This is a genomic window from Wolbachia endosymbiont of Zygogramma bicolorata, assembly GCF_051130665.1.
Taxonomy (GTDB): Bacteria; Pseudomonadota; Alphaproteobacteria; order Rickettsiales; family Anaplasmataceae; genus Wolbachia.
Genome location: NZ_CP149530.1, coordinates 869625 through 882885, shown reverse-complemented (window position 1 = coordinate 882885; position 13261 = coordinate 869625). Strand labels below are relative to the sequence as shown.

At 35.6% G+C, this 13261-nt stretch carries 9 protein-coding genes, 2 tRNA genes and 1 pseudogene; 7 read left to right on the top strand and 5 right to left on the bottom strand.

Annotated elements, in window-relative coordinates; genetic code table 11:
• Positions 1-323: 323 nt before the first annotated feature.
• A tRNA-Met gene (locus WKH12_RS04180) sits at positions 324-400 on the bottom strand.
• A 59-nt stretch (positions 401-459) separates the two neighbouring features.
• On the opposite strand from WKH12_RS04180, the gene WKH12_RS04175 reads away from it, so the two are divergent.
• A complete protein-coding gene (locus WKH12_RS04175; RefSeq protein ID WP_434732081.1) occupies positions 460-2643 on the top strand; it encodes a ComEC/Rec2 family competence protein in 2184 nt (727 codons plus the stop codon).
• A gap of 34 nt (positions 2644-2677) precedes the next feature.
• Positions 2678-3013, top strand: coding sequence for a hypothetical protein (locus WKH12_RS04170; RefSeq protein WP_434732080.1), 336 nt, complete (start codon positions 2678-2680; stop codon positions 3011-3013).
• Here the strand turns inward: WKH12_RS04170 and WKH12_RS04165 are convergent.
• The 4 genes and pseudogenes from WKH12_RS04165 to WKH12_RS04150 all read right to left on the bottom strand — a co-directional run bounded on the left by WKH12_RS04165 (position 3000) and on the right by WKH12_RS04150 (position 7400).
• A protein-coding gene (locus WKH12_RS04165) for an IS630 family transposase (RefSeq protein WP_434732079.1) occupies positions 3000-4014 on the bottom strand; the annotation gives its coding sequence in 2 pieces (ribosomal slippage) (positions 3000-3548 and positions 3550-4014; 1014 coding nt in all). The two genes, WKH12_RS04170 and WKH12_RS04165, sit on opposite strands and share 14 nt — an antisense overlap.
• A gap of 184 nt (positions 4015-4198) precedes the next feature.
• A pseudogene (locus tag WKH12_RS04160) lies at positions 4199-5070 on the bottom strand (IS5 family transposase).
• A 973-nt stretch (positions 5071-6043) separates the two neighbouring features.
• A complete protein-coding gene (dapF, locus tag WKH12_RS04155) occupies positions 6044-6832 on the bottom strand; it encodes a diaminopimelate epimerase (RefSeq protein WP_434732651.1) in 789 nt (262 codons plus the stop codon).
• Positions 6813-7400, bottom strand: a complete 588-nt coding sequence (locus WKH12_RS04150; protein WP_253309888.1) for a nitroreductase family protein — start codon at positions 7398-7400, stop codon at positions 6813-6815. Before WKH12_RS04150 ends, dapF begins: the two co-directional genes overlap by 20 nt.
• Before the next feature lie 85 nt (positions 7401-7485).
• On the opposite strand from WKH12_RS04150, the gene WKH12_RS04145 reads away from it, so the two are divergent.
• The 5 genes from WKH12_RS04145 to gyrA all read left to right on the top strand — a co-directional run bounded on the left by WKH12_RS04145 (position 7486) and on the right by gyrA (position 13254).
• Positions 7486-8013 (top strand): biotin transporter BioY, encoded by a 528-nt coding sequence (locus WKH12_RS04145; RefSeq protein ID WP_434732078.1) that lies wholly within the window; start codon positions 7486-7488, stop codon positions 8011-8013.
• A complete protein-coding gene (locus tag WKH12_RS04140) occupies positions 8010-8420 on the top strand; it encodes a DUF1284 domain-containing protein (protein WP_434732077.1) in 411 nt (136 codons plus the stop codon). The genes WKH12_RS04145 and WKH12_RS04140 overlap by 4 nt, the downstream gene beginning before the upstream one ends.
• 1046 nt (positions 8421-9466) lie before the next feature.
• The gene (locus WKH12_RS04135) at positions 9467-10342 is read left to right on the top strand and encodes a tetratricopeptide repeat protein (RefSeq protein ID WP_253309898.1); all 876 of its coding nucleotides are present in this window, start codon (positions 9467-9469) and stop codon (positions 10340-10342) included.
• An 81-nt stretch (positions 10343-10423) separates the two neighbouring features.
• Positions 10424-10496: transfer RNA gene (locus WKH12_RS04130), tRNA-Val, on the top strand.
• Positions 10497-10548: 52 nt separating this feature from the next.
• Positions 10549-13254: a DNA gyrase subunit A gene (gene gyrA / locus WKH12_RS04125; RefSeq protein ID WP_264687870.1), complete on the top strand. Its 2706-nt coding sequence runs from the start codon at positions 10549-10551 to the stop codon at positions 13252-13254.
• The last annotated feature ends 7 nt before the right edge of the window (positions 13255-13261 follow it).

Below are 13261 nucleotides of genomic sequence, written 5' to 3'. Positions count from 1 at the left end.
AATTTACTAAGCGGAAAAAAAGGCAAAAGAAACCCCGTGTTAGCTAGTTGTCACTCTCTAATCCTGCAAATCGGCGTTCTATACTGTCTTAAACGACTTATAAGCGCGTTTCAGCTTGTGTAGGTAAAAACCCAGAAATGTTGTGAAGACATAAGGTGCACATAGTGCAAAAAATTAAAAATAAGACGCCAACTACGTTGTTTTTTGCTGTTTAATCTGCACAGATGAAGATAACTGAATACCTTCAGTATCATGATAAGGGGACTGGGGGAATTTGTCAAGTAGTTTCTACCTGAAACCACAATATTCGCACAGTTGGAAAATGGTTGCGGGAGTAGGATTTGAACCTACGGCCTTCAGGTTATGAGCCTGACGAGCTACCGAGCTGCTCCATCCCGCGTCGTTGTTTATTTAGCTATTATACTTGCAATTATAGGATATACAAGGATAAAATCCGCTATGGGTCGTATATTAGTATATTTATTAACTTTTTTTGACATAATAGTTAGCTATATACGTCATAACCTACGTAATGAAAAATATAACTTGATACTGTGGTTTCCTGTGTGTCAGTGTGTAGGGATTTTAACCTATTTTTCCCTAAGTTTTGAACCAAGCTGCATTTTCACTATATCTATTTTTCTTTTGCTTCCACCTACACTAACTCTGATTGCGATACTGCACAAAAGGTACACAATACTATGCATTGCTTTAATTGCAGTGCTCATAGGATTTACAGCTAGTAAATTAAGAATAGCTTTAGTTGATACTCAAATTCTTGATAAAGAGAGATACGTAAAAGATATAATTGCCACAGTGAAGGACATTAATGACAGGGGCTCATACAAACAATTTCTGCTTTCTGTCTCTACTATCTCAAAATCCTCTCCTGTCATCCCAGCACCCCCTTTTGTCATCCCAGTACTTGATACTGGGATCCAGAAAAAAAAGATATGGATTCCAGCGTTACGCGCTGGAATGACACCGGATAGAGCTCTAGATAACATCAGAATATCAGTTAGAACCAAAGTGGAAAAAGGCATTAAAATAGGCGATCAAGTAAAATTATCAGCAAAACTCTTCCCTCTAAAGATTGCGCCCTCGGAGCATGCATATGATTTTGCAAGAATAGCATATTATCAGAAAATAAGTGCAACAGGTTTTGCAACAAGCAAAATAGCTTTGCACAAAAAGGCTGAAGCAAGGAAATTTCAAGAATATATAGAATCTTTCCGTCAATACATTTATGAAAACCTGCAGCAAAATATTAAAAAACCACATGCAGACATAATTTCTGCATTACTAATCGGCAAAAAGGACGGAATAGACCAAAAAACTACGGATGCGATAAGAGATTCAGGTATAGCACATTTGTTTGCCATATCTGGTTTGCATTTATCATTTGTTGCTGGCCTGTTTTTTATAGTGTTTCGTAATTTATTCGCAATATCTGAAACTTTGACTCTTAAGTATAACACCAAGAAAATATCTGCATTCCTTACTATCTTGCCAACCACGTTTTATTTGTTGATTACCGGTATGCAAATTTCTGCTCAGCGTGCCTACATCATGGTGATTTTAGTACTCGTTGCAATAATGATAGAGAGAAAATATCGAGGGTTAATAGCAATTGCGTTTGCTGCTGCAGTGATACTCTCAGTAGAACCAGAAGCAATTTTAAAGCCAGGCTTTCAGATGTCATTTTCTGCGGTTTTGGCACTGGTTGCCAGTTATCAAATTAATGCTAATAAATTGTTCAAAATAAAAATAATGAAATATTTTGTGTCGATAATGATCAGCTCAGTAATAGCAAGTTTAGCAACTGTTCCGTACACGATATACAATTTTAATTATTTTTCAATTAGTGGTATTATCACAAATTTAGTTGCTATACCAATAGTTACATTAATTATTATTCCACTTGGAATAATTTATGTCTTATTGATTCCTTTAGGTATTGAATGGATTATAGCGCCATTTATAGAGCGCCCAATTGACAGTATCTTGTATATAACAAATGCAATCGCTAGTCTTCAGTATTTGGTTATTCCCATTCGTACTTTTCCTGCCTCATCAATTATTATCATAACACTTGGTTTATTGTGGCTGTGCTTGTGGGAAAGAAATTGGCGTTTCTTCGGAATTTTCTTTATTGTACTAGGTATTTGCTTTAGCAACGCATATCAAACCCCCGACATCCTAATAAATGCTGATAATGTTGCTGCAAAGGAGAGTGATAACTTACTATATTCTCTCACCAGAAAAAATAGGAACTTTGTTGTCAAAACATGGGCGAAACAAAATGGGCAGAACCAAATTTTGAATCATACAAAATATAGCAATCCAGATAAAAGACTAAAGTGCAACGATTATGGCTGTATATATAATAAAGGAAATAATAAATCAGTACTGCTTGCTTATAAAAAAGAAGATATTTCAGAAAATTGTGATAAAGTTGATTTAATAATTCAATTAAGTGAATTCGACTATTCAGTTTGTAATACTAGAACTATTAAATACACCAATCTAAAAACATATGGCACACATTCAATTTGGTTAACAAATCGTTACGTAAAGATTAATACAGTGCGCTCTAACCGGCCTTGGCATAAGTTAAAAAGCTTGATTTTAAAGTGTTGTTAACAATAATTAATTAAATTTAAATGTAAGGAAATTTATGTATTTAGGTACTCAAGAAGGAAATTCTTTAAACCTCAACCTAACTCATGATCATAATGTAGCCAGAATAAATGATGCCATTGGTTTTCTCCCTAAAGCATGGCATGCAGCAAAAAAATATTCTGTAAATAATACCCTACCTATAGCAGTTGTGAACACTTGGCTTCAATTTTCTCTAGCCTACATAACTGCAATGGTAATAACCCTTAACGATTTAAGCTTTATTGCTACTTTTAACCCAACATTAATGCCAACTTACTTTCTGGTTTCTGTTATTTTTGGAGTAGTTTTATTAACCTCTCTTGCTCTAATACCAAATCTCATAAATAAGTAGGCAAATAACTCACAGAACAAATGGTTTTGATCGAACTTTCCATAATATTACGAATGAATGCACATACAGTATCCTCCAATAAACTAACAGAGTCATATATTCTATTTTTAATGAGATTGTCTTTCAAATATTGCCATAAACGCTCTACTGGATTTAACTCTGGTGAATATGGAGGTAAATAGATTAAGGTAATATTTTGTGGTATTTTTAAACCTTTGGATCTATGCCATCCTGCACAATCCACAACAAGAAATGCCTCCCTTGTTCCTAAATATTGTGACATCTGCTCAAGGAATATATTCATACAATCAGTATTGACGTTTGGTACGAATAAGCTAGAACTCTCTCGATTTCTAGGATTAACTGCACTATAGAGATAAAAGTTTTGCCTACCTAATTTTACCTTAACCTGTGTCCTAATGCCTTTTTTAAACCACCCGTGTCCAATCTTTGAATGTGTGCCAAACCGCGACTCATCGAAGAAAAATAGCTCTTTTTCGGGATACGTGACAATAGTTTCATTAAGATTTTTTTTTAAACTCTTCTTGTTTATTTTTATCCTGTTTATTGTGCACAGGCCTTGGAGTAATATACGAAAAACCTAACTTTTGCATCAGTCTATGTGCTGTAGACTTACTTACCTCAATAGAAAACATTTTCTCAATTATGATTTTTAATTTCTTAGCCGTTAGGTTGGCTCCTTCTTCTGCTATGACATTTTTAATTTCTTCTTGCTGCTTGTAGCTCAACTTCGGCTTTACTCCACGTCCTGGTTGTATTTTAAACGCATTGACTCCTCCTTCCTTAAATCTTGTAATCCACTTCATCAATGTAGTTCTAGTAATTCGGTATATTTGAGCAACTTTTGTTATTCCATATTCTTTTGCAGATATTATTGCCTGTAATCTTCTTCCTATCTCTCCTCTTATGCCGTGCTTCTTTAATTCCAGGTTACACTTATTATATAATTCTTCTCCTATTGCTTTACTTTTTCCTGCCATAACTCCCCACTAATTCTTAAATTATTCTATTTTAGAAATTTTTCTTTATTCCTCTATTTATTTTTAGGAATTGGTATAAGTGGTGTTATTCCAGTGCCTTGACACTGGAATCCACATTTCTTTTTTCTAGATCCCAGTGGACTTTGTTGCATAGCAACGTAAGTTTTTTCCAGAGTAAATAATTTTATGCGACTATTTCAAATTTAGGCATACCAATTGCAGTAAATTTGTTCATTAAGTAGCATTTAATAAGCAGTTCCTTCTCTCTATTTGTCTCAGATTTATTCTTAAAACTAAACCCAAATATTCGCTTCAACCTTGAGAAAAATCCTTCAATATACGATCTTTTTCCGTAATTTACTTCTTCTTTCCATCTTTTTATACCATTCTCACCATGTAATTTCATTAACTGAATAGCGGCATTTCTATCAAGCATATAATCCAATTTTGGATGCTCTGCTGCGTTGTTTTTCGGAGGAATTTTCGTTTTTATGCCATATTGATTACACAGCTTATAGAGCTTTTATAGCATATTTAACATCAAATTTCCCCAATGCTCCATAGTGATCAGAGTAAACGCCATTACTGTATTTTGTAGCTATGACTTGTTTGCTCAACATTATGTGCAATTTTCTTACTTGTTTATAGCCGCGGTACTCTCTATCTTTGCTATTCTCTTTGCTGTGTGTTGTTGTATATACTAATTCCTGTACTGTCTATAGCAATTTCGATATCTTCCATGTTATTTTTATCAACTCTGCAATCATTGATCTTAATATCAAGTTTCTTTTGATGCTTGTGAATAGCTGCAAATTTTTTCCTATTTGTTCAATGTATCCCTCTAAAAATCCCACTCAAACCTATTCTGAATAGATGGGTTATTATATGTATCAAAATTACCACTTTGTTGCTGTAAATATTGTTGCCACCCTACATTTTTGGCCCAATTTCATACCAATTTTCTATGGCTTCGTTGATATAATGAAAAATATTTCCTCTTTTTTCTAGAAATTTGTTATATTCTCTATGGTTACTGACTCTCATTTTTTGTGGCATATTTATCCTTAAATCGTCATTTTATAATGAATTTAGTCAGTAATCACTAGTTTTTCTGCTGCTATGCAACAAAGCCCACTGGGATCCAGATTGGATACTGAGTTGGTGAGTATAAAAGTATAGCTAACGTGAGCTCTGCGTCATGCCGCCACGGTATCTCAGCAGATCCCGCTAACAAGCAGCGGGATGACGATTGTCAGGGTGTCATCCCAGCGCCCCTATGATGTCATCCCAGTGCCTCTTTTTTGTAATCCCAGTGCCCAGACACTGGGATCTCATTTCACTCTATAATGGCAGTGCCTCTATGATGTAAGGAATCCAGTTTTTATGCAATCTCATCAAGAACGTTGTGTTTTAACGTAAGGTTGGCTACTGTTTACACTCACTAACTTAGCTGGATCCCAGTGTCTGGGCACTGGGATGACGAGAAAGGAGCACTGGAATGACATCATAGGAGGCTACTTGGATGACAAAAAAAAGAGCGCTGACCATTTTCGGTCTCTTAAACTGCTTTAGCTATAAACATTAAGAAATTTACCAAACGAAAAAAAAGGCAAAAGAGGACCTGGTCATTGTCTATTTTCTGTATTAGCGTTTTTTTAAGTCTTAAACACTGCAATTTAGCTGCTTTTAAGTGCAGCTCACCTTAGTTCAAATGTTTAAGAAATTTACTAAGCAGAAAAAAAGGCAAAAGAAACCCCGTGTTAGCTAGTTGTCACTCTCTAATCCTGCAAATTGGCGTACTATACTGTCTTAAACGACTTATAAGCGCGTTTCAGCTTGTGTAGGTAAAAACCTAGAAATATTGTGAAGACATAAGGTGCACATGGTGCAAAAAATTAAAAATAAGACGCCAACCACGTTGTTTTCTTGCTGTTTAATCTGCACAGATGAAGATAACTGAATACCTTCAATACCATGATAAGGGCGCTGGCGGAGTTTGTCAAGTAGTTTTGCATTGTGAAAACAATTATCACAAAAATCCTATATCACCGGTCATGAATACGTTATTTGCCCATTCGATTAATAACTTACCTCCTGGTAAATCTACTGAAGTCTGTTGGGCAGTCAGATATCCACGTAGTGTGGATGCAACAAGTGCTGCACAGGCTGCACTACCGCATGATGCAGTAATGCCTGTACCTCTTTCCCAAACTCTTAAAGCTATTTCTCCAGACTTTTCAACTTGTGCAATACTAATATTAATTTTCTGAGGAAATAGTACGTGATTTTCTAGCTTTGGTCCTAAATTTCGCAATGGTATTTCACTTATGTTATCAACAAAAAAAACTATATGAGGGTTACCAATATTTACTGCAACAGGATCTTTTAGCATTTCAAGCTCTATAGGTAAGTGAAGAGTGTCACACTCAGTAGACAAGGGAATTTCATGCCATTTTAGCAAAGGTTTACCCATGTTAACCTTTATGGATTTATCACCAACTTTAAAACACTCTAAAATGCGTTTGTTTACCAGCTCAATAGTGATATACTCAGTACCTTTTTTTGACATTATCAAATATCCAACACAGCGTGCTGCGTTTCCGCACATTTCAGCTCGACTACCATCAGCATTATAGATATGTATAAAGCAGTCTGCAGCATTAGACATTGTTATAATTATCACTTGATCACAACTGCTTTGATCAGCAATTTGTCTATAGTTCCAGTCTAAATTGTTTGTTGAACGTGAGTCTATGATAACAAAATTATTGCCAGTACCGTGCATCTTGATAAAATTTTTAGGACCTTGGCCACTCATCATAAAAAAATATTTCTTCTATTGGTCTTCTTTTTTTCTTACTTGTTTCAGCGCCCTCTTCTTCGTAACCAACCGCTATCACTGACATTACATTAAAATCATCGGATATGTTGAATCTTTCTACTATTTTATCTCTATCAAATCCACCCATTTGATGAGCCATTAAGTTCACAGATGCAGCCTGTAGCATAAGTGCATAATTTGCTGCACCAGTATCATGACTAGCCCAAAGATTTTCTCCTTTACCTCGTTTACGGAAGTTTTTAGCACTTAAAGATATGATTAACACTTGTGCATCTTTTGCCCATTTTTGATTAGATTCATCAAGACAATTTAGCAGCTTTTCCCATGCGCTTTGATTGTTCTGTTTGTTGCATATCACATATCTCCAAGGTTCATCACCAAAACATGAGGGAGTCAGCCTTACAGCTTCCATTAAAATATCCATGTCTTCCTGAGATATTGCTCTTGTAGTATCGTATGAACGTCCGCTGTGTCTTGCTTTCATCAACGATAATAGATCTTGTTTACTCATCATTTTTAATTTAATAGTGCATAAATAATTCATTGTAGCACAATATGAGCAAAATTTAAATTGCAAAACCTCTTATACACATATATTACATTTAATAAGTTATTTTTATTGGGAAGGTATGTTTATAACACAATCTAGCAGCAGATCAACACTGGCTGAAATATTGTCTTGCGTTTTACTTTTATTCTTGATGGCTCAAATAAGCGTACCATTGCAGCCTGTGCCTATCACATTGCAAACTTTAGGAGTAATGCTTATTGGGCTTAAATTTAACCGCAGAACAGCATTCTATTCTGTGCTTACATATCTATCACTTGGTGCAGCAGGATTTCCTGTTTTTGCGAATTTTTCTGGTGGTTATCACATCTTTCTCGGACCAACAGGTGGATATTTAATTGGCTTTTTAGCTGCTGTCATAGTGATGGGTGAAGTAAATGAACTCTTAAGCCTTAAATGTGAATTACTCGCGCGCAATTCTTTTAGTTGTATAGTTGGCACAGCTATAATCTTTATTTGTGGTGTTAGTTGGCTTGCTGTTTACTTGGGTCTGGAACAAGCAATAATGGTGGGTGTTTTACCATTTATCCTTCCTGGTTTGATAAAAATTTTTCTACTTGTAGCAGCTTTGCAATATTTGAAAAAGTGATAAGGTTTCGTCCTCATCATTTCATGTGCACCCTCGCGTTTCGGGGATATGGGTATTCTCAGGGTTTTGTAGAAAATTATAAAAAGATAGCAAGCAAAGTAATTAGTAATCCTAACACTCAAATCAAAGTAGTTGGCAATCTTGATAGTATTTGTAGTGCTTGCCCAAACCAGATTAAACAAGGTAAATGCACCACACAAGCTAAAGTTTTAGAGCTAGATAGAAGGCATATGGAAATTTTAGGAATAAAAATTGGCGAGACTTTAACTTGGAATGAGGCGGTAAAAAAGATTAGAGAGAAAATGTCTTTAAAGAAATTTGATTACGCATGTGAGGGGTGCAACTGGCAGCCATATGGAATATGTAAAAATGCCCTTTTAAATTGTCATTCCTATAAAGGTAGTTGACAAAATGTTAAGATAAATTGAAGCATTTTTGTGGAAATAGACTTCTTGCACTACCTCCCAAGCCACAACTGTCATTCAGTAGAAAAAAAACTTGCTTGACAAACTCCGCCAGCCCCCTTATTGTAGTATTAAGGGTATTTCTGACTCAAAACTTGTTTTTGACCTGCAGGCTCAATGACAAAATTCAGTAAAAAACTTAGGGTATTTTTTGGCGGATTACATAAAATTATAGCGGCTGCATGTCTTTTAAATTTTTTCTACATTCAGCCAAATCGCGCTTATTTTAAGCGTTAGCACATTATTACAGCGCCACTTACAGTAATATAGAGTCAAAACTCGCACCACGGGGCTTCTTTTGCCTTTTTTTCCGCTTGGTAAATTTCTTAAATATCTTCTTAAATTTTATAGCTAATCAGTACTGGGATGACAAGAAAGGAGCACTGCTATTATAGAGTGAAATGAGATCCCAGTGTCACGCACTGGGATGACATTATAGGAGCACTGGGATGACATTATAGGGGCGCTGGAATGACACCCTGACAACCGTCATCCCGCTGCTTGTTAGCGGGATCTAGAGATACCGCGGCGGTATGATGCAGGAAAACCTAGCCAGCGTTAGCCATAACACAACACTTTTATACTCACCAAACCCAATGCATTACTTGCAATTAAGTTTCCTGGATTCCAGACTAGAATGACACCGTCATAAAAGAACCAGTGTCAGCTACTTGCATGACACCTTCCTGATAGACAATGTTCGTACAGTGTCAGCTACTCAGATAACAGGAAGAAGGTGCTGGGATGACAGGAGAAGAAGGCTACTTAGATGGCAGGGAGGAGCTACTTGAATGACGGTTCTTATCGTCGGTAAACTTAGAGCTATAATAACTATTTGCCTTTTTTCTACTTAAGTTTGGGTTATGCAAGAAGTCTAATAGAGCGAAATATGGAAGACAAAAGATAAGTGCATTCTACGCAGCATCGCTAATTAATAATATCTTTATTATTGTATGAGATAGGTAATTTAGCATTTATGAATTTGTAATGTGTTACGCATAGCTCAAAGAAATAAGGTTTACTGGTTACACGCTGCAGCCAATGCCACAACACTAGGATCTATGTTTGTCTGCATGTTAATTTGCGTTGTGATTTTATGGAGGTCTTCTGTTACCTATGCTAGTGAAAATTTGGAGATACAGAAGGCCTTTGATAGTGTTGTCAAGCATATAAAAGCTGATAAAAAGTATAAAGATCTTGATGTTATTGAGAGAAAAAGTGACAAATTTAATATCAAAATTGCGCAGAATTCTGGCAAGAGTTTTGACATATACTCTACTTTAAAAAAAGCAAAAGATTCCTTTGAGTCAGGAGATAATGAAACAGCTATTTCTCTCCTTAATCAGATCATCACAAAGTTTCCTTATCATAAAAATGCTTTAATTGGATTGGGAAATATTTATTACGCTAATAAAGAATACAAAAAAGCTGTAGAGATTTACACAAGACTGTTAAAAGAATACCCTAGTAACCCTTACATATTAAAAAATTTTCTGACGATAATCTCACAATATGATCCTGATCTGGCGTTGAGTGAAATGTTGAAATTGTATGATATACATAAAAATTATGCTCCTTTATTAGCAAATTTAGGTCTGATTTATATGAAAAAGGAGGATTATGTAAAAGGTAAAGAGTATATGACAACTGCTATTTCCCTTGATGAAAACAATATTTTTTATACCTATAATTTAGCTGTTATTCTAGATAAACTTTCAGATTTTAAAAATGCTACAATATTCTACTTAAAGTTGTTGAACATGGCTACAACTTCGAAAGATGTGAGTGAAAAAATACCTTTATACAAAGTGACAGCAAGACTAAAATTTATAAAACTCCACAGCACGCACCCAAAGATTTCATAAAAGCTTATAGCTTACCTAAATCTAATTTATCGCTATTTTTGTTTACAATAATAATATTGAGCTATAGAATTACATCTAAAGGGGCAATTAGCTCAGCTGGTAGAGCATCTCGTTTACACCGAGGAGGTCGGCAGTTCAAGTCTGTCATTGCCCATTTGCTTAACTGAATGTTAATATTATTAATTACTTCAATCAAAATATAGAAAATGCAGGATAATATAGTACCAATCTCAATAGTAAAAGAGCTGGAAGATTCTTATCTTTCCTACGCAATGAGCGTTATCATAAGCCGGGCTATACCTGACGTGCGAGATGGATTTAAACCTGTTCATAGGCGCATATTATATGCAATGTCAAGGGCTGGATACGATGCTGGTAAGCCATATAAAAAGGCGGCTCGTATAGTAGGGGATGTAATGGGGAAATATCACCCACATGGTGATGCAGCTATTTACGATTCCTTGGTTAGAATGGCCCAAGATTTCTCTCTTCTTTTACCACTTGTTGATGGACAAGGTAACTTTGGTTCGATAGACGGAGATCCACCCGCTTCGATGCGATATACAGAAGCAAGGCTTCACAAAGTGTCGCACTTCTTACTAAATGATATTGACGAAGATACAGTTGATTTTAGGCCAAACTATGATGGAAATGAAACAGAGCCTGTTGTACTGCCTGCAGAATTTCCGAATCTATTGGTAAATGGTGCAAGCGGTGTTGCAGTTGGTATGGCAACCAATATTCCTTCTCACAACCTTGGAGAAATAATAGATGCTTGTATGTTATATATAGATAATCCTGAAGTTACTTTGGATGAGTTACTTGAAGTGATGCCAGGGCCGGATTTCCCAACTGGGGGAACGATTCTTGGAAGGTCTGGAATAAGATCAGCATTTGCAACGGGTCGTGGATCAATTGTTGTGCAAGGCAAGACTCACATGGAAGACCTGCCACAAGATAGGCAAGCAATAGTGATTGATGAAATACCTTACCAGGTAAATAAAGTAAAATTAATTGAGAAGATAGGTGAGCTTGTAAAAGAAAAAAGAATTGATGGCATAACAGAAATTAGGGATGAGTCTGATAAGTCTGGTATTAGAGTAGTAATTGACCTCAGAAGAAATGCTGAAGCAAGTTTTATACTTAATCAAATATTGGGACTAACTCCACTAAGAAGTAGTTTTAGTGTTAACACTTTAGTCCTCAACAACAGGCCTGCTTTGATGTCATTAAAAGAAATCATAGCTGCTTTTGTTGATTTTAGAAAAGAAGTATTAATCAGGAGAACAGAATTTCGTCTAAGAAAAACGAGGGAAAAAGCTCATATATATATAGGGCTCTACATTGCGGTCTTGAGCATAGATGAAGTGATAAAAATCATCCGTGGTGCAAAAGATCCTGCGGAAGCAAGTAGAGAACTTTTAAATAAAGAATGGAAAACTTCAGCTGAGATAAACACAATTATTGGATTAATCTCAGACAGCACAAGCTTTTTGAAAGACGGAGTGTATAGATTAACTGAGCTGCAAACGAAAGCTATTCTTGACATGAAATTGCAACGTTTAACAGGCCTTGAAAAAGACAAATTAGAAGCTGAGCTAAGTTCAATGATCAACCTGATAAAAGAATATATCGCTTTTCTTGGCTCAGGAGAGAAGTTGATGAAAGAAATAAAAAACAATCTACAAGAAATAAAGAACAGATTTGCTGTGCCGCGAAAAACTTCAATAGAGGAATCAGATACGGACATTGAAGCTGAAGATCTAATTCCACAAGAGGATATGGTGATAACCGTAACTATGAATGGTTATATCAAGCGTGTGAAGCTTTCTCATTATAGAACTCAGCGTCGTGGTGGAAAAGGAAAGCTAGGACAAGGATTAAAAGAAGAGGATGTAACCACAAAATTATTTGTTGGGAATACCCACACTAGCCTTTTATTCTTTTCTAATATTGGCCGAGTTTATAGATTAAAAGTTTATAAGTTACCTCTTGCAGAGCCAACTGCACGTGGAAGAGCACTTGTTAATATATTCCCGCTTAGCGATGGTGAAACTATAACTAATATAATGCCATTACCAAGTGAAAATGACGAAAATCAAAACATAGTTTTTGCTACTGCTCATGGGAACATAAGGCGCAACTCTTTAGCGGATTTTCACTATATTCCAAGCAATGGAAAAATAGCAATCAAGCTCGATGAAGGAGATAAGTTAATATCAGTTAAAGTATGCAATGAAATTGATCATGTTTTTCTTTCAACAAGATTCGGCAAAAGTATCAGATTTGTTGTAAGTGATGTGCGTCAATTTAAAAGTCGCAATTCAGATGGCGTAAGAGGTATCAAACTTGCAAAGAATGACAGCGTGATATCCATGACCATATTAAATGGGATAGGTGTAGCAACAGAAACAAAAGAACTTTACTTAAAAGTTCCACTTGCAAAAAGACTGGGGACTGCAATTAATAACTCCATTGATTCTAAATTGGAAAAGACTTTGAATGATTTAGGAATAGATAACGAATTGTTCTTAAAACTTGCAGTGAATGAGGAATTTATATTAACTATTACCGAAAATGGCTTTGGTAAAAGAACTTCTGCGTATGAGTATAGAATAACTAACAGGGGTGGTGTTGGTATCACCAATATTCTTACTACCAACAGAAACGGTAATGTTGTTGCTAGTTTTCCAGTTGAGCAGGGTGATAATATCATGCTTATTACAGATAAAGGAAAGTTAATTCGTATTTCAGTAAATGATATCAGAATTGCAGGACGTAGCACTCAAGGAGTCACTCTGTTTAAAACAGAGAGTAGAGAAAAGGTGGTGTCAGTAGCGAAAATTGAAGATCCTGATTCCACTGAAGATAGTATTTCTGAAGTTGAAAATTCTATCTCTTCTCAACTGTAGTACAGGT

Excerpts from the sequence above, each read along its gene's own strand:
- dapF (WP_434732651.1), bottom strand. The coding sequence starts at position 6,832 with ATGAGTGGCCAAGGTCCTAAAAATTTTATCAAGATGCACGGTACTGGC.
- WKH12_RS04145 (WP_434732078.1), top strand. The coding sequence starts at position 7,486 with ATGTTTATAACACAATCTAGCAGCAGATCAACACTGGCTGAAATATTG.
- WKH12_RS04170 (WP_434732080.1), top strand. The coding sequence starts at position 2,678 with ATGTATTTAGGTACTCAAGAAGGAAATTCTTTAAACCTCAACCTAACT.
- WKH12_RS04150 (WP_253309888.1), bottom strand. The coding sequence starts at position 7,400 with ATGAATTATTTATGCACTATTAAATTAAAAATGATGAGTAAACAAGAT.
- WKH12_RS04175 (WP_434732081.1), top strand. The coding sequence starts at position 460 with ATGGGTCGTATATTAGTATATTTATTAACTTTTTTTGACATAATAGTT.
- gyrA (WP_264687870.1), top strand. The coding sequence starts at position 10,549 with ATGCAGGATAATATAGTACCAATCTCAATAGTAAAAGAGCTGGAAGAT.